This is a genomic window from Paenibacillus aurantius (genome assembly GCF_032268605.1).
In the GTDB taxonomy this organism is placed as follows: domain Bacteria; phylum Bacillota; class Bacilli; order Paenibacillales; family NBRC-103111; genus Paenibacillus_AO; species Paenibacillus_AO aurantius.
In genome coordinates this window covers 4,458,261-4,482,113 of the sequence record NZ_CP130318.1, presented here as the reverse complement: position 1 = coordinate 4,482,113, position 23,853 = coordinate 4,458,261, and the positions used below count along the sequence as shown (strand labels likewise).

The 23,853-nt window shown below is 58.4% G+C and carries 18 protein-coding genes and 1 riboswitch; of the genes, 12 read left to right on the top strand and 6 right to left on the bottom strand.

The annotated features are described in order from the left end of the window. Positions 1 to 49 precede the first annotated feature (49 nt). Positions 50 to 2,218 (top strand): 5'-nucleotidase C-terminal domain-containing protein, encoded by a 2,169-nt coding sequence (locus MJA45_RS20340; RefSeq protein WP_315603725.1) that lies wholly within the window; start codon positions 50 to 52, stop codon positions 2,216 to 2,218. A 264-nt stretch (positions 2,219 to 2,482) separates the two neighbouring features. Continuing rightward, positions 2,483 to 3,823: a DRTGG domain-containing protein gene (locus MJA45_RS20335; protein WP_315603724.1), complete on the top strand. Its 1,341-nt coding sequence runs from the start codon at positions 2,483 to 2,485 to the stop codon at positions 3,821 to 3,823. A gap of 13 nt (positions 3,824 to 3,836) precedes the next feature. On the opposite strand, the gene MJA45_RS20330 is transcribed toward MJA45_RS20335, so the two are convergent. The 3 genes from MJA45_RS20330 to MJA45_RS20320 all read right to left on the bottom strand — a co-directional run bounded on the left by MJA45_RS20330 (position 3,837) and on the right by MJA45_RS20320 (position 5,015). Further along, positions 3,837 to 4,133, bottom strand: coding sequence for a YtpI family protein (locus MJA45_RS20330; protein WP_315603723.1), 297 nt, complete (start codon positions 4,131 to 4,133; stop codon positions 3,837 to 3,839). A gap of 64 nt (positions 4,134 to 4,197) precedes the next feature. Continuing rightward, positions 4,198 to 4,689 (bottom strand): sporulation membrane protein YtrI, encoded by a 492-nt coding sequence (locus MJA45_RS20325; RefSeq protein ID WP_315603722.1) that lies wholly within the window; start codon positions 4,687 to 4,689, stop codon positions 4,198 to 4,200. Beyond that, positions 4,686 to 5,015 carry a YtrH family sporulation protein gene (locus MJA45_RS20320; RefSeq protein ID WP_407083061.1) on the bottom strand — a complete coding sequence of 110 codons (330 nt, stop codon included), beginning with the start codon at positions 5,013 to 5,015 and terminating at the stop codon, positions 4,686 to 4,688. The genes MJA45_RS20325 and MJA45_RS20320 overlap by 4 nt, the downstream gene beginning before the upstream one ends. A 176-nt stretch (positions 5,016 to 5,191) precedes the next feature. Here MJA45_RS20320 and MJA45_RS20315 point away from each other — a divergent pair, with 176 nt between their 5' ends. From MJA45_RS20315 to MJA45_RS20285, 7 genes are all read left to right on the top strand, one after another. Beyond that, complete coding sequence (locus MJA45_RS20315) at positions 5,192 to 8,992, top strand: DNA polymerase III subunit alpha (RefSeq protein ID WP_315603720.1); 3,801 nt, start codon at positions 5,192 to 5,194, stop codon at positions 8,990 to 8,992. A gap of 248 nt (positions 8,993 to 9,240) precedes the next feature. Continuing rightward, on the top strand, positions 9,241 to 9,429 hold the full coding sequence (locus MJA45_RS20310; protein WP_315603719.1) for a glutamate decarboxylase: 189 nt from the start codon (positions 9,241 to 9,243) through the stop codon (positions 9,427 to 9,429). 37 nt (positions 9,430 to 9,466) lie between these two features. After that, positions 9,467 to 10,327: an acetyl-CoA carboxylase, carboxyltransferase subunit beta gene (gene accD / locus MJA45_RS20305; RefSeq protein ID WP_315603718.1), complete on the top strand. Its 861-nt coding sequence runs from the start codon at positions 9,467 to 9,469 to the stop codon at positions 10,325 to 10,327. Next, entirely contained in the window at positions 10,327 to 11,295 is a 969-nt protein-coding gene (gene accA / locus MJA45_RS20300; RefSeq protein WP_315603717.1) for an acetyl-CoA carboxylase carboxyl transferase subunit alpha, read from the top strand. Before accD ends, accA begins: the two co-directional genes overlap by 1 nt. Before the next feature lie 118 nt (positions 11,296 to 11,413). Beyond that, positions 11,414 to 13,168, top strand: coding sequence for a pyruvate kinase (gene pyk, locus MJA45_RS20295; protein WP_315603716.1), 1,755 nt, complete (start codon positions 11,414 to 11,416; stop codon positions 13,166 to 13,168). Positions 13,169 to 13,287: 119 nt separating this feature from the next. Continuing rightward, the gene (locus tag MJA45_RS20290) at positions 13,288 to 13,773 is read left to right on the top strand and encodes an acyl-CoA thioesterase (protein WP_315603715.1); all 486 of its coding nucleotides are present in this window, start codon (positions 13,288 to 13,290) and stop codon (positions 13,771 to 13,773) included. A gap of 3 nt (positions 13,774 to 13,776) precedes the next feature. Continuing rightward, a complete protein-coding gene (locus tag MJA45_RS20285) occupies positions 13,777 to 14,172 on the top strand; it encodes an FxsA family protein (RefSeq protein WP_315603714.1) in 396 nt (131 codons plus the stop codon). Between the two features lie 148 nt (positions 14,173 to 14,320). Here MJA45_RS20285 and thiC read toward each other — a convergent pair whose 3' ends face one another. Next, the gene (gene thiC / locus MJA45_RS20280; RefSeq protein ID WP_315603713.1) at positions 14,321 to 16,138 is read right to left on the bottom strand and encodes a phosphomethylpyrimidine synthase ThiC; all 1,818 of its coding nucleotides are present in this window, start codon (positions 16,136 to 16,138) and stop codon (positions 14,321 to 14,323) included. Between the two features lie 85 nt (positions 16,139 to 16,223). Then, a riboswitch (TPP riboswitch) is annotated at positions 16,224 to 16,336 on the bottom strand. Positions 16,337 to 16,498: 162 nt separating this feature from the next. On the opposite strand from thiC, the gene MJA45_RS20275 reads away from it, so the two are divergent. Beyond that, entirely contained in the window at positions 16,499 to 17,998 is a 1,500-nt protein-coding gene (locus MJA45_RS20275; protein ID WP_315603712.1) for a sulfatase family protein, read from the top strand. Between the two features lie 110 nt (positions 17,999 to 18,108). Then, the gene (locus tag MJA45_RS20270) at positions 18,109 to 18,678 is read left to right on the top strand and encodes a DUF1003 domain-containing protein (protein ID WP_315603711.1); all 570 of its coding nucleotides are present in this window, start codon (positions 18,109 to 18,111) and stop codon (positions 18,676 to 18,678) included. A gap of 102 nt (positions 18,679 to 18,780) precedes the next feature. Here the strand turns inward: MJA45_RS20270 and ytvI are convergent, their stop codons facing one another. Then, positions 18,781 to 19,857 carry a sporulation integral membrane protein YtvI gene (ytvI, locus tag MJA45_RS20265; RefSeq protein WP_315603710.1) on the bottom strand — a complete coding sequence of 359 codons (1,077 nt, stop codon included), beginning with the start codon at positions 19,855 to 19,857 and terminating at the stop codon, positions 18,781 to 18,783. 248 nt (positions 19,858 to 20,105) lie between these two features. On the opposite strand from ytvI, the gene ppk1 reads away from it, so the two are divergent. Continuing rightward, entirely contained in the window at positions 20,106 to 22,214 is a 2,109-nt protein-coding gene (ppk1, locus tag MJA45_RS20260; protein ID WP_315603709.1) for a polyphosphate kinase 1, read from the top strand. On the opposite strand, the gene MJA45_RS20255 is transcribed toward ppk1, so the two are convergent. Beyond that, positions 22,156 to 23,691, bottom strand: coding sequence for a Ppx/GppA phosphatase family protein (locus MJA45_RS20255; RefSeq protein ID WP_315603708.1), 1,536 nt, complete (start codon positions 23,689 to 23,691; stop codon positions 22,156 to 22,158). The genes ppk1 and MJA45_RS20255 overlap by 59 nt on opposite strands. Positions 23,692 to 23,853 lie beyond the last annotated feature (162 nt).

Sequence of the window (23,853 nt, the reverse complement as noted above, 5' to 3'; positions counted from 1 at the left end):
GCAGGCCTCCCGGCTTGCCGTCAATCCAACGCGGAAGGAGTCTGTTTTAATGAAGAAGTGGTTATGCGGCGTGATGAGCTTAGCCCTGGCCGGTTCCCTTGCCGTACCGGCAGGAACGAGCGCAGAACCGTCCGTCCAGCCGGTCCGGGTTCAGCTTCTTGGGATCAATGATTTTCACGGGCAGCTCGACACGGTAGCGGACGTGAAGGATTCGTCCGGTCAAGTGGTCGACCAGCGGGGAGGGGCGGAGTACCTCGCCTCCTATTTGAAGACGAGGAAACAGGAGAACCCGAACACCCTGCTCGTTCATGCCGGAGATGCGGTAGGCGCAAGCGCCCCTTTGTCCGCCTTGTCCCAGGACGAGCCTACCCTGACCTTCCTTAAAGGGCTCGGGTTCTCGGTCGGAACGCTCGGCAATCATGAATTCGATCACGGGGTGGCGGAACTGAAGCGCCAGGTCTATGGCGGAGTGAATCCCGCTACGGGACAAGTCTGGGAGGGAACGGCTCCGGACCTTTCCTACGTGATCGCCAACGTGGTGGACGAGAAGACCGGGGAGACACTGTTCCCCTCCTACACCATTAAGGAGACCGGCGGGGTCAAAATCGGCTTCACCGGTGTGGTGACGATGGAAACCCCCAGCATCGTCAATCCGTCCGGCATCAAGGGCTACAAGTTCATCGACCAGGCGGAGTCCGTGAACAAAGCGGTAGCCGAGATGAAAAAGCAGGGAGTCCAAACCATCGTCGTCCTGGCGCATGATCCCGGATTCGGCAAAACCGAGCAGGACGCGAACGGCGAAGTGGTGGAGCTGGCGAAGAAGCTCGACGACGAAGTGGATGTCATTTTTGCCGGGCATAATCATGGTCTTCTTAATGTTAACGTAAACGGGAAATTGATCGTTCAGGCTTACTCATACGGCACTGCCTTCTCGGATGTCGATTTGGAGATCGATCCCGCCACCGGTCAGGTCATGGCGAAGCGTGCGGAAGTCGTCAGCACCAACCACAAAGGCGTTACCCCGGATGCCGAGACGGTCCGCTTCCTGGAGCAGCTTAAGGCCGGAACGCCCAAGCTGTATGAATCGGTCGGAACGTCGGGCGAGGCGATCACGCGTACCGCTTCCCCGGCGGGGGAAAGCGCCCTCGGAAATCTCATTGCCGACGGCATGCGCGCCGCCATGAAGACGGATTTTGCTTTCATGAACTCGGGCGGGATCCGCTACGATCTTCCCGCCGGAAAGGTGACGTATGGCGACCTGTTCAAGGTCCAGCCCTTCGGCAACGTGCTCATCAAGATGACCTTGTCGGGCGCCCAGTTCCGCGAGCTGCTCAACCAGCAGTGGAAAGGACAGGATCCGGGCAGGCCGCGCATCGGTCAAATTTCCGGGTTTGCCTACCGATGGGACGACAGCAAGCCGGACGGAGAGAAGGTGCTGGACATCCGGAAAGAGGACGGAACTCCCGTAACGGACGGGGCCTCTTATACCATCACGGTGAACGATTTTATGGCAAACGGCGGCGACAAGTATGTTCTGCTTAAGGAAGGAGCCGAGCGTACGGCAGGACCGCTGGACCTCGATGCCACCCTTCAGTACATACAAGACCGCTATACCTCGCAGGGGAAACCGTTAGCAGCGTCCATCGAAGGGCGGATCACGAGGGTCCCATCCCAGCCGGCTTCCGCTTTTGAGGATGTTCTGCCCGGGTTCTGGGCTTATGATGCCATAGCCGCGCTGGCGGAACGCCGCATCATCAGCGGAGTAAGCTCCACCCGCTTTGAACCGGAGCGGAAGGTGACGAGGGCGGAGATCACAGCGCTGCTCGTGCGGGCGCTTGGCCTCAAGGGGACGGCAGGCTTGCCGTTCACGGACGTTCCGGCTTCTTACGGGCTGGCTCCGGAGCTGTCCGCCGCCTTCCAGGCCGGACTCATCGACGGAGTGAGCGCTTCTCAGTTCGCCCCCGACCGTCCGGTGCGCCGGGAGGAGATCGCCGCTTTGGCCGTGCGCGCTCATCAAATTAAAACCGGCCAAAAGGCGGAAGAAGCCGGCGATGCTTCTTTCCCGGACGGTAAGGAGGTCAGTGCTTGGGCCAAGCCTTATGTTAACGAAGCCGCCCGGCTCGGGCTGATGGAGGGACGTGTAGGAGGAGTGTTCGCTCCCCAGGCGCCGGCCACGCGAGCCGAAAGCGCCAAGCTGGTTCATACGCTTATCCGGTAAGGGGGGTGCCCCTGTACGGGAATGGAATAGAAAAAAGGCCCGCATGCGAGCATGCGGGCCTTTTTTCCGTACATCTATTTATATGAAATAAAGGGGGGTATCTATACCTTACCCGCGGAAGATTAAAGGAAGCTGAAAAGAAAGTGACGATTATGTTACAAAGAGGAGCAGCCCGGACACGCCAAGCCTATGCTTTTATTTTGAAGGACGGGGGGACTATAATGAGAGATAGGATTTCCCAGAAAGCAAAAGAGGTGCAGCCGGATGGCCAATGTCATACACGACGGGAACTTGACCAAGCATGAGCAAATATTGAAGCATATAGAGGGGCTTAAGGTAGGAAGCAAAATCTCCGTCCGCAAAATCGCCCGCGACATTCAGGTCAGCGAAGGCACGGCCTACCGGGCCATCAAGGATGCGGAGAACCAGGGGCTCGTCAGCACAAAGGAACGGATCGGGACGGTCCGGGTGGAGAAGAAGCTCCGGCGGAGCATCGACCGGCTGACGTTCGCCGAGGTCGTCAACATTGTCGACGGCGAGGTTCTGGGAGGTTCCGACGGACTGGACAAGGGCTTGAGCAAATTCGTCATCGGCGCCATGGAGCATGAGGCGATGCTGCGGTATATCGATGCCGGCAGCCTGCTCATCGTGGGCAACAGGGAAAGCGCCCACCTTCTTGCCCTGAAGCAAGGAGCGTCCGTTCTGATCACGGGGGGCTTCGACACGAGTCCGGAAGCGAAAGCCCTTGCGAACGAAAAGGGACTTCCCATTATTTCCAGCTCCTATGACACGTTTACCGTCGCTTCCATGATCAACCGGGCCATTTATGACCGTCTTATCAAGAAGAAAATCATGCTGGTGGAGGATATCCTATCGGCCCCTGCCTCCGTTTATGCCTTGAAGGCCAGCCAGAAGACGGAGGATTGGAGGAAGCTTCTCGAAGAGACGGGGCATAACCGCTTCCCGGTCGTAGACGAATGGAACCGGGTTATCGGGATGGTCACCTCGAAGGATATGGTTGGAGCGGAGCCGGAGCAGACGATCGAGAAGCGGATGACGCGCCACCCGATTACCGTTAACCTTCAAACGTCGGTCGCCTCCGCCGCCCACCTTATGGTTTGGGAAGGGATCGAGCTTCTGCCCGTTGTCGACGAGGGAAGGAAGATGATCGGCGTCATTTCCCGCAAGGATGTCCTGAAGGTGCTCCAATACATTCAGCGGCAGCCGCAAATTGGAGAGACGTTCGAAGATCTGGCCTGGTCGGCCTTCAGCGAGGAGCGAGACGGGGAGGGTCAGCTTGTTTTCCGCGGCCGCGTCACCCCGCAGATGACCAATCACCTCGGCGCCGTTTCAGCCGGCGTGCTGACGACGGTCATGACCCAAGCGGCCTACCGGGCTGTCCAGGAGCATAGAAAAGGAGATCTTGTCATCGACAACATCTCCACGTATTTTCTCCGGCCGGTCCAGATGGAAAGCGAGATCGAGATCCGCCCCCGGCTGATCGAGGTCAGCCGCAAATTCGGCAAGATCGATATCGAAATCCACTCCGGCGGCCAAACGGTATGCAAGGCTATGCTGACGGCGCATATGTTCGATCCGACTTGACCCGGACCGGACGTTAAGCCTTCCTTGAGCTGTAGAACGAGTGGTTCCGAAGCCCGGCGAACAGGTTGAAGAAGCCGAGAAGAAGGAACAGCACGCCGAGGACGACCCTGACCTTGCTTACTTCAAACAGAAGAAACTGCACGAGGGCAAAAAGAATCAGCATCGCGCCCATGCAGAGGTTCATCCGTGCGGCGAGCAGGCCACGCCGGACCGGATCCTTCTGCACCCGGTAGCGGTAGCTGTAGACGACGGTTCCGAGCAGCGCAAGCAGGATCAGCGCAAAGAAAAGATAATGGTACCAGGCGATCATGGTTCTCATCCTTTTATAACGTTTTGTCCTTACTGTACGTGTTTTGGGCCGGGAAAGCAATGGGTCAGGTGTGCTTGCGGGCGGTGGTCCACACGATCAGCTCGTTTTGGATGACGGCCATGGTTTTGACCCGGATCTCGTAGTTTCTATCCCGGACGGCTTGGTAGATATTGCCGTTTACGATCTCCATGAAGACGCCCGGTGCCTGCTTGACGGCTGAAACCGGTTTGCCGCTTGCGACGAGCAGGTCTTTGTGAATGCGGGTCTTCAGCTCCGTAAGCGACAGGTCGTCGATCGGATCGTTCGGGCTGTACGGCTCCACGTTCACCGTTATTTTGCTGATGACGGTCGGCTTCTGCTTGCTTCCCGTCTGCTGCTTGATCTCGTTGTTCAGCTTCTCCATTTCTTCTTTAAGCTTGTGATTCTGGATGGAGAGGACGCTGAAGTTGTGATGCATCAGACTCAGGAAGACCGCCGCTCCCACGATCGCCCCTGCCATAAACAGCCCCGCTCCCATCACCCATTTCCGGTAAAGAGCGGACGGGGGGACCCTCACGGCTCCCCACCTCCCTTGCATATCCACTGAACGAGCGAGAATCCCACCTGGGCTCCGATAAACGCCGTTATGATGTAGACGATCTGCTTGATCGCCGGTGACAGGTAACCCTCCTGGATGTTCGTTTCGATCAAACGTAGAGGGTCTATGGTCCCTCCCACGGCCGCCACCATCGCCCAGATTTTGATATTGGACGCGATGGATTCCATCACCAGGGACGGAGGCTGGAGCATCAGCACCGCCCCGATTCCCCCGAGCAGGCTTCCCCCGAGCACGATGCCGAACGCCACACAGAAATCGATGACCAGCTTGGTCGCAACCGCCATTGACATCCCATCCGTTCCCGATTTATTGGTAACTGCTTCATTTATATGAGAAGAAGGACAAACCTAGACGCCTCAATTTGCCTAGGAGTCTTGCCAAAAAGGCGAATGTGGGTTCGCACCGCCGGGCGCGTTATGGTAAAATAGATAGAGTGACTAAACCGGATAGGAGCCTTGCCATGAGCCCATTTGTCCATCTTCACGTGCACAGCGAATACAGCCTCCTCGACGGCGCGGCCCGCATCGACGATCTTGTCGCCCGCGCGGCCGAATTGGGCATGACCTCGCTTGCCTTAACGGATCATGGCGTCATGTACGGCGCCATTCCTTTCTATAAAGCCTGTATAAGCCGCGGAATCAAGCCGATCATCGGCTGCGAGTTCTACTATACGAGCGGCTCCCTTCATGGGAAGGGCTCCCGGCAGGAGCAGCCGATCTACCATCTTATTCTTCTGGCGAAGAACCAGACGGGCTACGAGAACCTGATGAAGCTGACGTCGATCGCTCACCTGCAGGGCTTTCATTACAAGCCGCGCATCGACCGTCAGCATCTGGCCCTTCATGCGGAAGGGCTCGTGTGCCTGAGCTCCTGCCTCAAGGGGGAGATCTCCCAGCTGCTTCTCGCCGACCGCAAGGAAGAGGCGAAGAGGGCGGCGGAGCAGTACCGGGAGCTCTTCGGGGACGATTATTACCTTGAAATCCAGGATCACGGCATGATGGAACAGAAGAAGGTCATGCAGGGCATGATCGAGCTCAGCCGGGAAACCGGCATCCCGCTGGCGGCCACGAACGACGTTCACTATATCCATCCGGGAGACCATGAGGTTCAGGATATCCTTCTCTGCATCGGAACAGGCAAAACCATGGATGATCCCGAGCGATTCAAGATTCAAACCACCGCTCTTTATTTAAAGAGCGGGGAAGAGATGAGCCGGCTGTTTCCCCATGTTCCCCAAGCGATCGACAATACGGGGAAGATTGCCGAAAAATGCTCCCTCGAGCTCGAATTCGGCCGGTCGATTCTGCCTGCATTCGAGCCGATTCCCGACGGTCTGCAGGCGGACGGCTACCTTCGCCGGCTCTGCGAAGAGGGCCTGCGGGAACGGTATTCGGCTCAGCCGGAATGGAAGAACGCGGAGTACCGCAAGGAACTCGAGGAACGGCTTGATTACGAGCTGGGCGTTATCGGAAAGATGGGCTTCTCCGACTATTTCCTGATCGTCTGGGACTTTATCCGGTTCGCCCATAAGAAAGGAATTGCCACCGGCCCGGGACGGGGATCCTCGGCGGGAAGCCTGGTGGCCTACGTTCTCCGCATTACCGACGTGGACCCTCTCCGCCACCGGCTGCTCTTCGAGCGCTTCCTGAATCCGGAGCGGATCAGCATGCCGGACATCGACATTGACTTCAGCGACGAGCGCCGGGAAGAAGTGATCGATTACGTCGTGGCCAAGTACGGCGAGGCGCATGTCGCCCAGATCATCACCTTCGGAACCCTGGCCGCGAAGGGAGCGGTCCGGGATGTGGGCCGCGTCATGAACCTTCCTTACGGTGAGGTCGACCGTGCCGCCAAGCTGATCCCGAATCGGCTCGGCATCACCTTGAAGAACGCCCTGACGCTTAATCCCGATCTGAAGGCACTTGCGGACAAGCAGCCCTCCACCGCCCGCCTCCTCGAGATGGCGATGAAGGTGGAGGGGATGCCCCGCCACGCCTCGACCCACGCCGCCGGCGTGGTCATCTCGCGTGAACCGTTGACCCGCTACGTTCCTCTCCAGGAGGGAACCGAGAAGACCGCTCTAACTCAATACACGATGGAAAATCTGGAAGCGATCGGGCTCTTGAAGATGGACTTCCTGGGTCTCCGCACCTTGTCCATCATCGAACGGACACTCCGGTGGATCCAAGAGCGCCGCGGGGTGGAAGTAAATTTCCAGCGAATCGACGAGGGGGATCCCTTGACCTACGAGCTTCTGGGCAGAGGAGAAACCACCGGAATCTTCCAGCTGGAGTCACCCGGCATGAGGCGGGTACTGAAAGACCTGAAGCCGAGTGTCTTCGGGGATATCGTCTCGGTTCTCGCGCTTTACCGGCCGGGCCCGATGGAATTCATCCCGAAGTATATCCAATGCAAGCACGGCCTGGCGGAGGTGGACTATCCCCATCCCGATCTTGCCCCCATTCTCGGGGATACGTACGGAATCATCGTTTATCAGGAGCAGATCATGCAGATTGCCTCCGCTATGGCTGGCTTCTCGCTGGGAGAGGCCGATCTGCTGCGGCGCGCGGTCAGCAAGAAGAAGCGGGAAGTGTTGGACGAACAGCGGGCTCACTTCGTAAAAGGCTGCCTCACCCAAGGGTACGGGGAAGAAGAAGCGCGGCGCGTATACGAGATGATTCTCCGGTTCGCCGATTACGGGTTCCCGCGGGCTCATGCTACGGCCTACGGAGTGCTGTCCTTCCAAACGGCTTATCTTAAAGCCCATTACCCGGTCGAATTTATGTCCGCCATGCTGACCGCCGTAATGGGCAGCCACCGCAAGGTGGCGGAATATGTCGATGAATGCCGCCGGATGGGTATCGAGGTGCTGCCTCCCGATGTGAACGAGAGCGGAGTGGTCTTTACCCCGGCTGGGGAAAACGCGGCTCCCGCCGGTCATAAAAGCGGAGCCGGCGAGGAACCGGACGAGGAAGCGGAGAAGAGGGCGAGCGCGGATGGCAGGGAGCCTTCAGGAGAAGGGGAGAAGAAAGCCGCTCGGGGGCGGATCCGCTTTGGCCTTGCCGCCATCAAGAACGTCGGCACGCATGCCATTGAAACGATCCGCAAGGAGAGGCAGGACGAGCCCTATGAGAATCTGCTCGATTTCTGCCGGAGGGTGGATCTGCGCGTCTGCAACAAGAGGGTGATTGAATCGCTTATTCAAGGAGGAGCCATGGATTCGCTTCCCGGGCACCGTGCCCAGCTTCTGGCGGTGCTTGACGAAACGGTGGAAGCCGCCGTGAAGTGGAAGAAGGAGCGGGACGATCTCCAGCTTCACCTGTTCGGCTTCACGGAGGAAGTGAACTGGACGATCGATTACCCCGAGGTCAAGCCCTATACCCGCATGCAGAAGCTGGATATGGAGAGGGAGCTTCTCGGGCTCTTCCTGTCCGGTCATCCCCTCGATGATTACGAGGACGAGCTCCGGGAGCTGGAGATCGACCCCATCCAATATTTACCCGATATGCCCGATCAGAGCGATGTCGCGGTGGCCGGGATGGTCGTTTCGATGAAGCTCATCGTCACGAAGAAGGGCCAGCAGATGGCCTTCGTCGAGCTCGAGGACCGCATCGACAAGGTGGAGGTCGTTCTCTTTCCCGAGCTGTGGAAAGAGTGCCGGGAGCGGGTCGACAAGGGCCGGCTGCTCGTGGTGAGGGCGCGGCTGCAGCTCGACGAGGAGAGCGGCAAGCTGCTCGCCGAGCAGGTGCTGCCGCTCGGCGAGCCGGGCCTGCGCGAGCGGCTGCAGGCCGCGCGCAGCGGCGGGCGCCGCTCAGGCGCGGCGGCCCCGCCTCGCGGCAGCAGCGCCAGCCGGCCCGCGGCGGCTTCGCCCCGCGGCAGCAGCGCCGGCTCGCCCGCGGCGGCCACGCCCCGCGGCAGCAGCGCCGGCTCGCCCGCAGCAGCCACGCCTCGCGGCGGCAGCGCCGGCCCGCCTGCGGCGGCCACGCCCCGCGGCAGCAGCGCCAGCCCGCCCGCGGCGGCTTCGCCTGCGCGCTCGCAGAAGGTCTACGTCAAAATCGCGGCTTCCAAGGAGCAGCCGCCGGTTTTGACCCGCCTTCAGGCGCTGCTGCAGGCCCACGCGGGCCCTCTGCCGGTGCTGCTCTTCTACGAGCGGCAGCAGAAGACGCTCGCGCTGAGCGAGCAGTACCGCGTGAAGCCTTCACCGGAGCTGTTCGCGGAGATCGCGGAGCTGCTCGGCCCCGACACCGTGCGGGTAAAATAGCTCACCCTGCGGCTTGCAAGACCGCCGGAAGGCCGGCTAGAGCCGCCCCGTCCCTCCCCCGTGACGCACGGCGCGGCTCTTCTTCTCCGCTGCCAGCCGAACGCGAGAATGGCCCGCTTCCACAAGATTCGGGGCCGTTTCTCGCGTTTTCTTCTTGTTTAGCTTTGTTGCTATAAAAAGTGTAGTTGTGCTATCATTATTCCATTGTGTTTGTTTCGATGAAGAGCGGGTTAGGGAGGGTATTGCTCATGTGGACGGTGATTTATATTGCTCCGACAGCGAAGATCGCCGAGCGTATAAAGCAGAAACTGACGGAAGAAGGCTTTCTTGTCCAAGTCCGGGCAATCGACCTTTCCAAAAATCAATTCGAAATTCGGGTCCCGGAAGGGGAGCTCGAAGAGGTCCAGGAAGTGCTCAATTCGATTTTGCACAGGTAATGTCTACCTGCAGAATAACGCCTGGTGAGGTGTCTATGTGTTAAAGGATTTGTTCCAAAAGAAGAAGAAATATGCAACGATTCCTTCCGAGAAGGCGAAACGCGACATTCCCGAAGGATTGATGAACAAATGCCCGAAGTGCGGAGCCATCCAATTCAGCATGGAGCTGGAGAAGAACCTGAAAGTGTGCTCGACCTGCGGCTACCACTTCATTCTGGGCGCTTGGGAACGGCTTTCCATGACGCTCGATGATGGAAGGCTGTTTGAATATGACCGGGATCTGATCTCGGAGGATCCGCTCGGCTTCCCGGGCTATGTGGAGAAGACGGCGCAGATGATCGAGAAAACGGGCCTTATGGACGCCGTGGTCACCGGGGAAGGGACGATCGGCGGGTTTCCGGTGGTCGTTTGCGTGATGAGCTTTGAATTTTTTACGGCAACGCTAGGAAGCGTTGTGGGAGAGAAGATCGCACGCGCGGCCGAAAAGGCGATGCAGAAGGGGTATCCCCTTATCATCTTCTCCACCTCGGGCGGGGCCCGGATGCAGGAAAGCATTCTAGCCCTAATGCAGATGGCCAAAACAAGCGCTGTTCTGAACAAGTTTCATGAGAACGGCGGCTTGTTCATTTCCGTCTTAACCGACCCTACCCTGGGCGGGGTAAGTGCGAGCTTCGCCAATTTGGGCGACTTTATATTGGCCGAGCCCGGGGCGGTCATCGGCTTTGCCGGACGCCGGGTTATCGAGCAGACGATCCGCCAGAAGCTGCCGGATAACTTCCAGACGGCGGAGTTTAACTTAAAGCATGGTCAGCTTGACAAGGTGGTCCACCGGAAAGACATGAGAGCGACCTTGACCAAAATTCTCGACATGCACACGGTAAAGGAGGTTAGTTCCTGATGGCGGGTGAATTGCCTTTTGAACAGCCTCTACTTGAGTTTCGCGCCAAGATTGATGAGCTGCGCAAGCTCGGAGCGGACAAGAAGATCGACTTCAGCGACGAGATCGGCCGGCTCGAAGAACGGTACAAGGTCCTTGAGGAAGAGATCTATGCCAACCTGACGGTCCAGCACAAAATGCAGATTGCCAAGTCCCCGATGCGTCCGACCACGCTCGATTATATCCAGGCGGTCTGCACGGATTTCCTCGAGCTTCATGGAGACCGGATGTTTGCCGACGATCTGGCCATCGTAGGCGGAATCGCCAAGCTGAACGGGCTGCCGGTTACCGTCGTCGGCCACCAGAAGGGCAAGGACACCAAGGATAACATTGCCCGCAACTTCGGCATGCCGCATCCCGAGGGATTCCGCAAAGCCCTTCGGCTCATGCAGCAGGCGGATAAATTCAACCGTCCGATCATTACATTCATCGACGTTCCGGGTGCCTACCCGGGCGGAGCCGCGGAGGAGCGGGGGCAGGCGGAAGCCATAGCCCGCAACCTGAGGGAGATGGCCTCCTTCGGAGTGCCGGTGATTTGTGTCGTGATCGGAGAAGGAGGAAGCGGCGGGGCATTGGCCTTGGGTGTCGGCAACCGCGTTCTCATGCTCGAGCACGCCATCTATTCCGTCATTTCGCCGGAAGGAGCGGCGTCCATTCTGTTCAAGGACGCCTCCCGTTCCCTCGAAGCGGCCGAGAAGATGAAGATAACGGCCCAGGACATCCTGGAGCTCGGCGTGATCGACGATATCGTACCGGAGCCAAAGGGAGGCGCCCACAAGGACAAGAGCCTGCAGGCCGATGCGATCCGGGAGAAGCTGTGGCAGCATTTGCAGGAGCTTCTTCCGATGTCCCGGGAAGAGCTGAAGGAAGACCGCTTCAACAAATTCCGAGCCCTTGGCCGGGTCAGCCATTATCAGCACCTCGGGTAGAGGAGCTTGCGAGCCGGCGGCCCTAAGGGCTTTCTCGCGTCAACGTTTATCCCTGGAGTCGGCTGTTAAGACTTCATGCTAGATAGAAATGCGTTCCAAACAGGAGGAAAAAGAAACCATGCGCAAAACAAAGATTGTATGTACCATCGGACCGGCCAGCGAACATCCGGATATGCTGAAGAAGCTCATCACGGCCGGGATGAACGTGGCCCGTCTGAATTTTTCCCACGGAGATTTTGACGAACATGGAGGACGGATCACCAACATCCGCAAGGTAGGCCAGGAGCTCGGCAGGAATGTCGCGATCCTTCTCGATACCAAAGGACCCGAAATCCGCACCGGCAAATTAAAGGAAGAGCCGCTTGAGCTCGTGCAGGACGAGACCCTCGTGCTTACCACCGAGGAGATTCTTGGGGACAAGAACCGCATTTCCGTAACGTACGCGGAGCTTCCGCAGGACGTTCATATCGGCTCGACCATCCTGATCGACGACGGCCTCATCGGCTTGACGGTTGAGGATGTGCAGGGAACGGAAATCACTTGCCGCATCGTAAACGGCGGTCCGATCAAGAGCAAGAAAGGCGTCAACGTACCGGGCGTCAAGATTTCCCTGCCCGGCATTACCGAGAAGGATGCGAACGATATCCTGTTCGGAATCGAGCAAGGCGTTGACTTCATCGCCGCTTCTTTCGTACGCAAAGCAAGTGACGTGCTCGAAATCCGCGATCTGTTGGAGAAGAACGACGCTTCCCACATTCAGATCATTTCCAAGATCGAGAACCAGGAAGGCGTGGACAACCTCGACGAGATCCTTCAGGTGTCGGACGGTCTAATGGTAGCCCGCGGAGACCTCGGCGTAGAGATTCCGGCGGAAGAAGTGCCGCTCGTTCAGAAGAAGATCATCCAGAAGTGCAACGTAGCAGGCAAGCCGGTTATCACGGCGACCCAGATGCTCGATTCCATGCAGCGCAACCCGCGGCCGACCCGCGCGGAAGCAAACGACGTGGCGAACGCAATCTTTGATGGAACGGACGCCGTTATGCTGTCCGGGGAATCGGCTGCCGGGAAGTATCCGGTGGAGTCCGTTACGACCATGGCCCGGATCGCCGAGCGTGCCGAATCCGCTCTGGAGCACCGCGAAATCTTCATCAAGCAGAGCCAGCAGCAGCAGGTGACGGTGACCGAAGCCATTTCCCAGGCTGTCGCTAACTCGGCTCTTGACCTTCATGCCCAGGCGATCATTACTTCGACGGAAAGCGGCTATACGGCGCGCATGGTGTCCAAATACCGCCCGGCCGCCCCGATTATCGCGTTCACAACGAACGAGGGAGTTATGCGCCGGCTGGCCTTGGTGTGGGGCGTTATCCCGATTATGGGAGAGAAGGCCAAGACGACGGATGAAATGATCGAGATGGCGGTGGACAACAGCATCAAGCAGGGGCTGATCCGGCTTGGCGATCTCGTGGTCATTACAGCCGGCGTACCGGTGGGCCGTTCCGGCTCCACGAACCTGATCAAGGTTCACCTTGTCGGGGAAATGGTCGCGAAGGGCCAAGGCATTGGAAGCCAAAGCATCACCGGCAAAATCTGTGTGGCCCGCACGCCGGAAGAAGCCCTCAAGCATGTATCCGAGGGCTGCATTCTCGTAACGGCGGCGACGGACAAGGAATTCATGCCGGCTCTGGAGAAGGCGGCCGGCATCATTACCGAAACCGGCGGGATTACGTCCCATGCGGCCATTGTTGGCCTTAACCTGGGCATCCCGGTTATCGTGGGGGTAAAGGACGCCATGACGCTGCTGGAGGACGGGATGGAAGTATCCCTCTATGCCGAGGTCGGCGTGGTTTACTCCGGCAAAGCCAAAGTCCTGTAACGTATATTAAATCATTCAAAGTGGAGCGGGGGTTTCCTGCTTCACTTTTTTACCAGAAGGAAGATTACCGGAAGCGGTGTCGGATTAACACCGCTATAGCCGGTTAAGGAGGGGACCTCATGGCTGCACCCTGGCACAAGCTTGAACTTCGCGTCCGCTATCAGGAAACCGATCAGATGGGAGTCGTGTATCACGCCAATTATTTGAATTGGTTCGAAATCGGACGCACGGAAATGATCCGGGCCCTCGGGATGACTTATAAGGACCTTGAGGAGCGGGGGCTTCTGCTTCCGGTTCTGGAGGCGGAGCTCAAATTCCGGAAGCCGGCCCGCTACGACGACCGGATCACGGTCTATACCCGGGTGACCGCGCATTCCCCCATCCGGATCCAGTTTGATTGCGAGATCCGGCGGATCGAAGAGAAAGAGGACCGGGGAGCCCGTTCCTTGGACGAGGAGACGGTGGAGCCGGCCGGGGAGCTGCTTGTGGAAGGAAACACCAAGCACGTTTGGCTGAACCGGGACTGGAAGCCCGTCCGGATCGACCGGGAAGTCCCCGGCTTGTACCGGCTGCTGCAGCAGCGGATGCTCCTGGAGGAGGAATAGCCCATGTTCCGTTGGCTGGTGGCTTTATTCATTCTTGTCCCGGCATTGGAAATCTGGGGATTGATCTCCATCGGACGGCTGATCGGAGGGTGGCCCACCTTTCTTCTCGTCCTGCTGACCGGCTTTCTGGGAGCGTACCTCGCCAAGCGGGAAGCCCAGAGGGTGTGGCGGTACGCGAACGACCAGATGGCAAGGGGACAGGTTCCCACGGCTTCGATTCTGGATGCCATCTGTATTTTCGCAGGAGGCCTTCTGCTGCTTCTGCCCGGGTTCCTCACCGATATCGCCGGTCTCGTGCTGCTCCTTCCTGTGACCCGTTCCGCCTGCAAGGCAGGCATCCTGTACCTCCTGCAGAAGCAGCTGGCCAAAGGCAGCATCCGGTTCTTCCGGCGCTGGTAAGGAGCGGCCCTCCGCTTAAGGCTGAGCATTTCCCAATGGGATGAGTCCCAAAAGCCGTACGGTTTCCAACCGTACGGCTTTTTTGTACGCCCAGCAGGGGCGTCCTCTTTAAGGGAAAGTCCTCTGCGTCTATGAATGAGCTCACCTGTCAGCGGTAGACCGAGCCTCCGGTTTGCTGAAAGGCTTCCGCCTTCTCCTGAAGCCCGGCTTGAATGGCCGTTTCCTCGGATATCCCTTTTGTCCGGGCATACTCCCGGATATCCTGAGTGATTCGCATGCTGCAGAACTTCGGCCCGCACATCGAGCAGAAATGGGCGGTCTTGGCTCCCTCGGCCGGCAGCGTCTCATCATGATACTCGAGCGCCCGTTCGGGATCGAGGGAGAGATGAAACTGGTCGCGCCACCGGAATTCAAACCGGGCCTTGGACAGCGCGTCGTCCCTTTCCCGGGCGCCCGGATGGCCTTTGGCCAAATCGGCGGCGTGGGCGGCGATTTTGTAGGCGATGACCCCTTCCCGCACATCGTCCTTGTTCGGAAGACCCAGATGCTCCTTCGGTGTGACGTAACAGAGCATAGCCGTTCCGAACCAGCCGATCATGGCGGCTCCGATGGCGGACGTGATATGGTCGTAGCCGGGAGCGATGTCGGTCGTGAGCGGACCGAGGGTATAGAACGGCGCATCCTTGCATAGGTCCGCCTGGCGTTCCACGTTCTCCTGGATTTGGTGCAGGGGAACATGACCGGGGCCTTCGATCATCACCTGCACGTCATGCTTCCAGGCGATGTCCGTCAATTCGCCCAGCGTCTCCAGCTCGGCGAATTGGGCTTCGTCATTGGCGTCGGCGATGGAGCCCGGACGCAGGCCGTCTCCCAGAGAGAACGTCACGTCGTAGGCTTTCATAATTTCGCAGATCTCCTCGAAATGGGTATAGAGGAAGTTCTCCTGATGGTGGGCGAGGCACCAGGCCGCCATAATCGACCCGCCGCGTGAAACGATCCCCGTCACCCGTTTGGCGGTCAGGGGAATATAGCGGAGCCGGACGCCGGCATGAATGGTGAAGTAATCCACCCCCTGCTCCGCCTGCTCGATGAGGGTATCCCGGTACAGCTCCCAGGTGAGGTCCTCGGCCCGGCCCCCGACCTTCTCCAGCGCCTGATAGAGAGGAACCGTGCCGATCGGCACCGGGGAATTACGGAGAATCCATTCCCGGGTCGTATGGATGTTCCGGCCGGTGGAGAGGTCCATGACCGTGTCGGCCCCCCAGCGGATGGCCCATCTCATCTTATCGACCTCCTCCTCTATGGAGGAAGCGACGGCGGAATTCCCGATGTTGGCGTTGATCTTCACGAGAAACCGCCGGCCGATGATCATCGGCTCGCTTTCGGGGTGGTTGATGTTGGCGGGAATGACCGCTCTTCCGGCCGCTACCTCGCTTAGCACAAGCTCCGGCGAGACGTTCTCCCGAATGGCGATATACTCCATCTCCGGGGTGAGGATGCCTCGGCGGGCATAGTGAAGCTGGGTCACGCTGCTTCCCGGTCGGGCTCGCAAAGGGTACCGCTTCATCCCGGGCGCCGCCTCCATCCGGTTCTCCATGCTTTCGCCGGCCGGGAAAGGGAAGGCAGCCAAGTCATGAGCGTTCCCATCGTCCTCCGGTCTAAGGAGACGCCCCTCATACGATTCGGTATCCCCGCGCTCCAGGATCCACTCCAGCCGGTTGGGCGGGAGCCCCAGGCGGATGTCCGTCACTGCGGCTTCGTCGGTATAGAGCCCGCTTGTGTCGTATACCCGAATCGGGGGATTAGGGGTTTCCCCCTGCGGGCCTGTCGTGGGGGATTGGGCGATCTCCCTCATCGGCACCCGCAGATCAGGGCGGGAGCCCTGTACATACACCTTGCGGCTTCCGGGCAGACTCATAGGCTCCGCCGGCTTGGATACGGTTGGTTTTTCGCTTGTCATGTTCATTTCCTCCTCATGGAAAAGTTGTGATCAAGCGGAGAATCTCTCTGCATAGCAAAAAGACCGCCACGGCAAAGAAGCGGTCTTTGTATGCACAAAGGCTTACTTATTCCTCCGCTGGCATTACCCAGATCAGGTCTCACGGTCGACGGCGTAACGGCCATCCTCTCAGCCCGGCTAGCCCGAGCTCCCGTTTGTATTCGGTTACCAACCCAGCATACCCAACCGGCCCCGGGATGACAATCCCTTCCGGCAAAAATGCGCCCAAAGGACCAGCCCGGCTGCTGGCGGCATTCCGCCGCCCTGCTATAATGGGATTGGGCAAGACAACGCGGAACGGACAGCAGCGAAAGGAGGAGGTTTCCATTGGCTGAAAAACCTAATGTCATTCTGATCACGACGGACCAGCAGCGTTATGACAGTGTAGGAATGAGCGGCAGCTCATTCGTGAAGACGCCCAACATGGACCGGCTGGGAAGGGAGGGAGCTTTTTTCCGGAGGGCCTATTGCCCCAATACCGTCTGCTCTCCCTCAAGGGCTTCCATCATGACCGGCCTGCATTTGTCCCGCCACGGGGCGTACAACATCGGCACCGCGGCCCTGGACCCTTCCCGGTTTCTCAGCCATGAGCTGAGGAGAGCGGGGTACCGGACTTACCATGTCGGCAAAGCCCATTGGTACCCTTGGGGAACGGTGAATCCGGAAACGGCCCCGATTGGAGAAGACGGCGCCCCGCTGCGGGATTTTGTCGGGTTCGACGCGGCCGAGGTCAGCATAGGGCATGCCGGGCCGGGAGGCATTACGGGTCATTATGCCTATTGGATGCGAAGCAAGGGTTACGACCCGGCGGCGTTCCAAGCCCGCAAAAGATTCGATAAGGACGACAACGGCACGTCGGATTACGAGCTGCCCGTTTCGCTTCACAGCGGGACGTGGATTGCCGAGCGGGCGGTTCAATATCTCGAGAATCATGACCACTCGGAGCCCTTTTATTTGAACCTGGGCTTTCCCGATCCCCACCATCCCCACATGGTCCCTATGGATTTCAAGGACCGGGTGGATCCCGAGGCCATTCCTTACCCGGCTATCCCCGAACCCGATGCGGAAGAAGATCCCCGTCTGCCGGAGCATATCCCCCATTTCCGCAAGGGGACCATCAACGACAGCCGTTTCCGGGGGAGATTCGGGATGGCGGGCAACCAGAATACCCCTTGGGCCGATTATTTCCGCGACCGGGAGAAAGGCAAGGGAACCCGGGCCTACTACTATACTCTCGTTCAGTTAATCGACAAGCAGCTTGGCATCCTTCTCGACGCCTTGGACCGTCTCAAGCTGGCGGAGGACACGATCGTTATTTTTACGTCGGATCACGGGGAAATGCTCGGTGACCACGGCATCGGCCAGAAGGGCCCCCTTGTGTATGAAGGGGTTACCCGTGTGCCTCTCCTTATCCGGTATCCGAATTCCTTCCGGGGACGAACGGTGGAAGATTGCGTGTCGCTGGTCGACCTTCTGCCCACGGTGCTCGATTATGCCGGGATTCCCGACACCCTGCGACGGGACGGGATCAGCCTTAAGCCTCTTCTGGAAGAAGAAAGGAAACTTAGGCGGCCGGGTGTGCGCATCGAGTACAAGGAGGAGCCGGACCGGATCCGCTACAAAGCCTGGGTAACCCCCGAATGGAAGCTGGCCGTTTACTTGGGGGAATCGTTCGGGGAACTCTATGACCTTAAGAACGACCCGGAGGAGAAGATTAACCGGTTCGGAGACCCGAATTACGAAGCCGTTCATCTGCGCCTTATGACCGAGCTGCTGAACGATCTGGAGCGGAGCGAGCCGGTGAGCGGGCGGGAATCCAGGGTATAACGGCGAATTCGGCCCCTCCTGCCTCGGTCTGGTCGGGATTTCCAGCTTAAGCCGCTTTGGAGACGGGTAAGGGAAAGGAGACACCACGAAGAGGCAGGAGGTTCTCCTTAGTGAAAACGGAACAGATGACGCTGGAAAATTGTGAAGAAATGCTCCTTCGTGAATTGGAAAAATACCCGAACCAGAAGCTCGAGAAGGACGATGTGTACCGGGTGGCCGAAATGGTGAGGGAATACCAAGGACGGATCAAGGCCTATCTTCACGAGCAGCAGGAGAAGAAAGTGACCAGCTTAGACAGGCTGGCTGACAAGGTCGCCCGCTTCGGCGGCAGCTGGGGCTTTATCGCGATCCTGGCTTTTATCATCGCCAGCTGGGTGGTGCTCAACTTTTTTGCCTCGTGGAACACGCTGTTTATCTTGAGCTTTTGCATGTCCTGCATGTCGGTCTTCACCGCCCCCTTCATTCTCATGAGCCAGAACCGGCAGGCGGTCAAAAACAAGCAGGAGCAGATGCTCGACATCGCGATCAATTTCAAGGCGGAGCAAGAGAATATGGAAATACAGAGCCATCTGAAGCAGATCCTGGAGCGCATGAACCGTTTGGAGGAACTTCAGAGCGGGAGGGGAAGGGAGACCCAAAGGGAAGGGAAGGAGCAGCAGGAGAAGCTAACCGTTTCCTGATGCTTTGAAAGCCGCTGCTAACGGATCATCCTCTTGTCCCACAAACAAACAGCCGGAATCTTTCTGCAGGAAGCAGGGAGTCCGGCTGTTTTCGGTGGGGTATTATTCGGAGGGGGATCCGTGAAGGATATACCGGTAGATATCCCGAAACACGTTGGCCCGGTGAAAAGCGGAGAGGATGACCAGGGTGACCGGACCGATGATAAGGCCAAATACGCCGAAGAGCTTGAGGCCAACGAACATGGCGATTAAGGTGACGAGGGGATCCAGGCCGATGCTGGAGGCCAGCACCTTCGGCTCGATGATTTGGCGGTTGATGAGAATGATACCGTACAGAATGCTGAGGCCGACCCCCAGGTAGAGGTTTCCCTGCAGAAAGATGAACAGGATCCAGGGCACGAGCACCGCTCCCGGGCCTAAGTAAGGGAGAAGATCGAAGAATCCGGTCAGAAGCCCGATGGCGAAGGCATATTTTACCCTTAGGATGAGAAGGCCGATAATCACGACAATGGTCGTCACGGTAATCAAGATGAGCTGAGCGCGTATATAGCCGAAGAGGGCGGTCTGAAGGTCGGACCAAATAGCGCTTGTCGCCTTGCGGGTACGCTCGGGGAACCAGGAGGCCAACCGGGTGGTTACCTTGTACCAGTCCTTGCTGATGAAGAAGGCCGCGAGCAGGACGATAACCGTAATGGTAGCCGCGCTTGGAAGAGCCGAAATAACGGACACAATGCCGTTCAGAATTCCCGTGATGAAGCTGGAGCCGGTATCCGCGAGGCTCTTCGCCGTTGAGGTCAGGTTTGAATTAATGGTATTCTGATATTGAGGATTTTCCTCGTAGAACCGGTTTAGCTGGCTGACGATTCCCTGTATGTATTCGGAATTAAGGAAGAGATTAAGCTCGCTGATCCAGGTGTTCATGCTGCGCTGAAGGGATTCGGTGAGGGAGCTGATTTCCACGACGATGTTCGTGACGAGCAGGGTCAGGAATCCCGTTGCCGCGCCGAGAAAAATGACAAGCACGACAAGGACCGCGGCCCATCGGGGCATATGGGTTTTGCGCTGGAAGTAGGTTACGGCAGGATTGAGCAGATAGGCCAGGGCAAATCCGATCAGAAAAGGATAAATTAACGGAACGGCGTAGTAGAGGAACAGCACACCGGCCGTCAGAATAAGCACAATCTTAAGTCCTCTCAGGACTTGTTTTTGTAAGAGGGAATCCAGAGTGACCACCCTTTCCTTGCTTGCCGACTGTCTTTATTGTATCACGAACGCCATCTAGCGGGTAATAGCCGGAAGAGTTAACATCCGCTTAACGTTTTCTTAACATAGGGCTGACAACTTGGCTTGATAATAGAAGAATATCGACAGATCTCCCCTGAACCATACGGAATTCGACAAGGAAGTCGTTAAATACTGGAGGCCCTATGACCCGAACGGAACGAGGAGAAGTGTCCCGCTATTTGAACCGCGATTTAAGCTGGGTGGAATTTAACAAAAGAGTGCTGGAGGAGGCGCAGGATCCGGCTACTCCCCTGCTGGAAAGGGCCAAGTTTCTTGCCATCGTCTCGACCAATCTGGACGAGTTCATGAGCGTCCGGGTGGCTGGGCTGCAGGATCAGCAGAAAGCGGGGTACACGCGTAAGGATTTTACCGGCTACACGCCGTCCGGTCTGTTAAAGCGAATCATGAAGCGGACCTCCCGTATGGTAAACGATCAATACAAGGCTTACCGGGAAGCGGTTCGCTTCTTGGGGCGCGAAGGAATATACATAAGCCGTTACGACGATTTGACCGCCAGCCAGAAAAAAGCGATGGACCAGTATTACACCGACAATGTCTTTCCCGTGCTTACCCCCATGGGAGTGGATCAGAGCCGGCCCTTTCCGCTCGTCAACAGCCTCTCGCTCTATCTGGCGGTTGTCCTTCTTAAGGAAGGGGACGATCCGGAGGAGGAGCCTTATTTTGCTATTGTCCGGGTTCCTTCGAATCTGTCCCGGCTTGTCCGGGTGCCGGCACGCGGAAACAGCAAGAAGCAGGAATTCGTCCTGCTGGACGATCTGATCAAGCAGCACATCCGCAGCCTGTTCGCCGGGTATGTCCCGCTTGCCGTCGATCCTTTCCGGCTGACCCGCAACGCGGACCTGACCTTGAACGAAGAAGGGGCGGAGGACCTTCTCGAGGAAATCGAGAAGGAGCTGCGGCGAAGGCGCTGGGGAGTGCCGGTCCGGCTGGAGGTGCACAAGGGCATTCATGCCTACGCGCTTGAAATGCTGAAGGAAGAATTCGAAATTGAAGACAATGTGTTTGTCATCGACGGCCCGATCGATCTCAGCTTTCTTATGAAGCTTCCGTCTCTTGTCGAGGGCTTTCCCCAGCTGAGGTACCCGGAGCTTATTCCGGTCTACCCGGAAGAGCTGGAAGAAAGCGAAAGCCTGTTCGAGGTGCTCGGGCAGCGGGATGTCCTTCTCTACCATCCTTATGAATCGTTCGATGCGGTCAATGATTTCCTGATGGAGGCGGCGGAGGATCCGTACGTTCTTGCGGTCAAAATCACCCTGTACCGGGTAAGCGGCCATTCGGTGCTTATCCAGGCCTTGTCCAAAGCGGCGGAATCCGGCAAGCAGGTCACCGTTGTCGTGGAACTGAAGGCCCGGTTCGACGAGGAGCGGAACATCGCGTGGGCCAGGCAGCTGGAGAAGGCGGGCTGTCATGTCGTGTACGGCCTCGTGGGACTGAAGACACATGCCAAAATTACCCTGGTCGTCCGCCAGGAGCAGGATACCCTCCGCCGGTATGTTCATGTGGGCACCGGGAACTATAACGAGAATTCCGCCCGGCTTTATACGGACCTGGGCCTGTTCACCTCCGATCCCTTGATCGGGGAAGACGCCTCCTCGCTGTTCAATGAGATTACGGGCTTCTCCGCTCCTTCCGACCTGCATACCTTTGCGGTCGCGCCAACGGACCTGCTTCCGGTGCTGCAGCAGCTGATCCGCCGGGAAGCGGAGCATGCCGCCGCCGGCCGTCCGGCCCGCATCATCGCCAAAATGAACTCGCTGTCCAACCAGGAAATGGTCGACGCCCTATACGAGGCTTCCCAAGCGGGGGTTCCAATCGATTTGATAGTCAGAGGGGTTTGCTGCCTGCGTCCGGGAGTGGAGGGATTAAGCGAAACCATCACGGTCCGGAGCATTGTGGACCGCTTCCTGGAGCATTCACGCGTGGTATATTTCGAGAACGGCGGGGAGCCGGATGTGAGGATTTCCAGCGCGGATTGGATGACCCGGAACCTGACAAGGCGGATTGAGCTTATGTGTCCCGTCCGGGACGAGGGGCTTAAGCAGGATCTTATCCGCATCCTCCATATGAGCCTGGAGGATAACGTCAAAGCCCGCCATCTGCAGCAGAACGGCTTGTATTCCCGCCCGGAGGGGGAAGACAAGCCGTTCCGGAGCCAGTTCGAAGCCGCTAAGATCAGATCGTGGAAAAAACGACCGCCCGGCAGCGGGGAGTCAGTCCCCACACCTTCTTGAATTCCTTCTCGACCGTTTCGACCTCCGCCGTTTCCAGCTGCGGCAGGCGGCTGCATTGGAGATGGAGATCCAGCGTTTTGCGTCCGGCCGTGGCGGTCAGCTCCGCTACCGGCTGGGTTTCGCTGCGGTCGAGAGCGGCGGCAAGCCGGAGCAGGGTACCCAGGGTAACCGCAAGGGAGCAGTCGGGCTCGCTCAGTATGTCCTTGTGGGCGAGATAGGCGTGCCGGGTCCGGTTCTTTGTTTTGTACGAGGCGATAAGCCCGCACAGCAGAATCTCCCGGTGGGTCAAGCCGTCCATACGCGAATGGGCCATCAGGTAGAAGGTATGCTTCGAATAGGAGTAGAAGTTGACGGCCACCCCTATTCGGTAGAGCAGGGAAGCGGTATGCAGGCAGCGCCGCTCGGATTCCCCAAGGCCGTGGACCGGGGCCAGATCGTCAAACAGCTTCAGGGCGAGGCGGTTGACCTGCTCCACGTGGGCCAGGGGAACGGACGGGTACAAGCTCAGCATATGGCGGACACTGTATTCGGCCACGTCGGAGATGACGGGCTGGCCGGGGAAAGCCGCCTCGAAGAGCAGCCCGTCTCTAAGCCCGGCGCCGCTGATCTTGTAATGCGCCGCCCGCATCTGCCGGAACAGGGTCTGCAGGATAACCAGACCGGGTACGATGATGTCGGCGCGGTCCTTCGACACCCCGTCCAGCTTGTTGCGTTTCTCCAGGGAGAGGGCGGTGAGCCTGTCCAGCACGGATTCGACGCGCGGGGGAGCGATATCGAAGTTATGCGTCATGGGCAGGGAGTACTTCGTCTGCCGCTGAACCAGCTTGCCGAGGGTCCGGATCGTGCCGCCGAGCCCGATGAGGGGCAGACCCGGCTGGCTGCGGATCCAGGGCTCCCGGCGCACCGCCTCCTCGACCATCCGGCGGATCAAGGCGAGGTCGGACGGCTCCAGGAGGCCGCCGCGGCTGAACCGCTTGGCCGTATTGACCGAGCCGAAGGGGAAGGAGACGCTGTTCACGATCTTCCGGTTCCGGAACAGGGTCACCTCCGTGCTGCCGCCCCCGATGTCAACCAGAAAGCCGTCCTCGACGGAAAGCGAGTTGATCATCCCGACGAAGCCGAGACGGGCTTCTTCCTTTCCGGACAGCACCTCGATGTCGAGACCGGTCAACCGGATCAGCTTGGCGACAATTTCGGCGGAATTCGCCGCGTTGCGGATGGCGGCCGTCGCCACCGCCCGGATCTGGGCCGTCCGGTTAGCCGAGCAGAGCAGCTTGAACTGCTCAAGCGTTTCGGCCAGGGCGAGGATATCCTTCTCCCCCAGCCGGCCGTCGCTTCCGATCCGCTCGCTTAAGCGTGCCGCCTTCTTGCTTTCGTCGATAACCCGGTGGGACAGCCTTCCCGTCTGCTCATAGATGCCGAGGCGCACCGAGTTGGAGCCGATGTCGATAATGCCGATCCGCTTGTTCGGTTTCATGGGTCCAGGCCTCCTTCGGGTAGAATTTTCTTATATTCTACCAATATTTCCGGCCGGATCAAAACTTACGCCGGAGCTCTTGAAATTTTTATCCTGGAGAAAATTGAGGTATAATAGTCCGGGGCAAGAAAAAACGTTTATGGTGTCGATAATGAAGTTTTA

What these genes read in the sequence shown, in the direction of transcription:
- MJA45_RS20310 (WP_315603719.1), top strand. Translation starts at nt 9,241, where the DNA reads ATGTGGACGGTGATTTATATTGCTCCGACAGCGAAGATCGCCGAGCGT.
- MJA45_RS20290 (WP_315603715.1), top strand. Translation starts at nt 13,288, where the DNA reads ATGGCTGCACCCTGGCACAAGCTTGAACTTCGCGTCCGCTATCAGGAA.
- MJA45_RS20315 (WP_315603720.1), top strand. Translation starts at nt 5,192, where the DNA reads ATGAGCCCATTTGTCCATCTTCACGTGCACAGCGAATACAGCCTCCTC.
- MJA45_RS20320 (WP_407083061.1), bottom strand. Translation starts at nt 5,015, where the DNA reads ATGGCGGTTGCGACCAAGCTGGTCATCGATTTCTGTGTGGCGTTCGGC.
- pyk (WP_315603716.1), top strand. Translation starts at nt 11,414, where the DNA reads ATGCGCAAAACAAAGATTGTATGTACCATCGGACCGGCCAGCGAACAT.
- MJA45_RS20340 (WP_315603725.1), top strand. Translation starts at nt 50, where the DNA reads ATGAAGAAGTGGTTATGCGGCGTGATGAGCTTAGCCCTGGCCGGTTCC.
- MJA45_RS20285 (WP_315603714.1), top strand. Translation starts at nt 13,777, where the DNA reads ATGTTCCGTTGGCTGGTGGCTTTATTCATTCTTGTCCCGGCATTGGAA.
- accA (WP_315603717.1), top strand. Translation starts at nt 10,327, where the DNA reads ATGGCGGGTGAATTGCCTTTTGAACAGCCTCTACTTGAGTTTCGCGCC.
- MJA45_RS20330 (WP_315603723.1), bottom strand. Translation starts at nt 4,133, where the DNA reads ATGATCGCCTGGTACCATTATCTTTTCTTTGCGCTGATCCTGCTTGCG.
- MJA45_RS20335 (WP_315603724.1), top strand. Translation starts at nt 2,483, where the DNA reads ATGGCCAATGTCATACACGACGGGAACTTGACCAAGCATGAGCAAATA.
- thiC (WP_315603713.1), bottom strand. Translation starts at nt 16,138, where the DNA reads ATGAACATGACAAGCGAAAAACCAACCGTATCCAAGCCGGCGGAGCCT.
- ppk1 (WP_315603709.1), top strand. Translation starts at nt 20,106, where the DNA reads ATGACCCGAACGGAACGAGGAGAAGTGTCCCGCTATTTGAACCGCGAT.
- MJA45_RS20255 (WP_315603708.1), bottom strand. Translation starts at nt 23,691, where the DNA reads ATGAAACCGAACAAGCGGATCGGCATTATCGACATCGGCTCCAACTCG.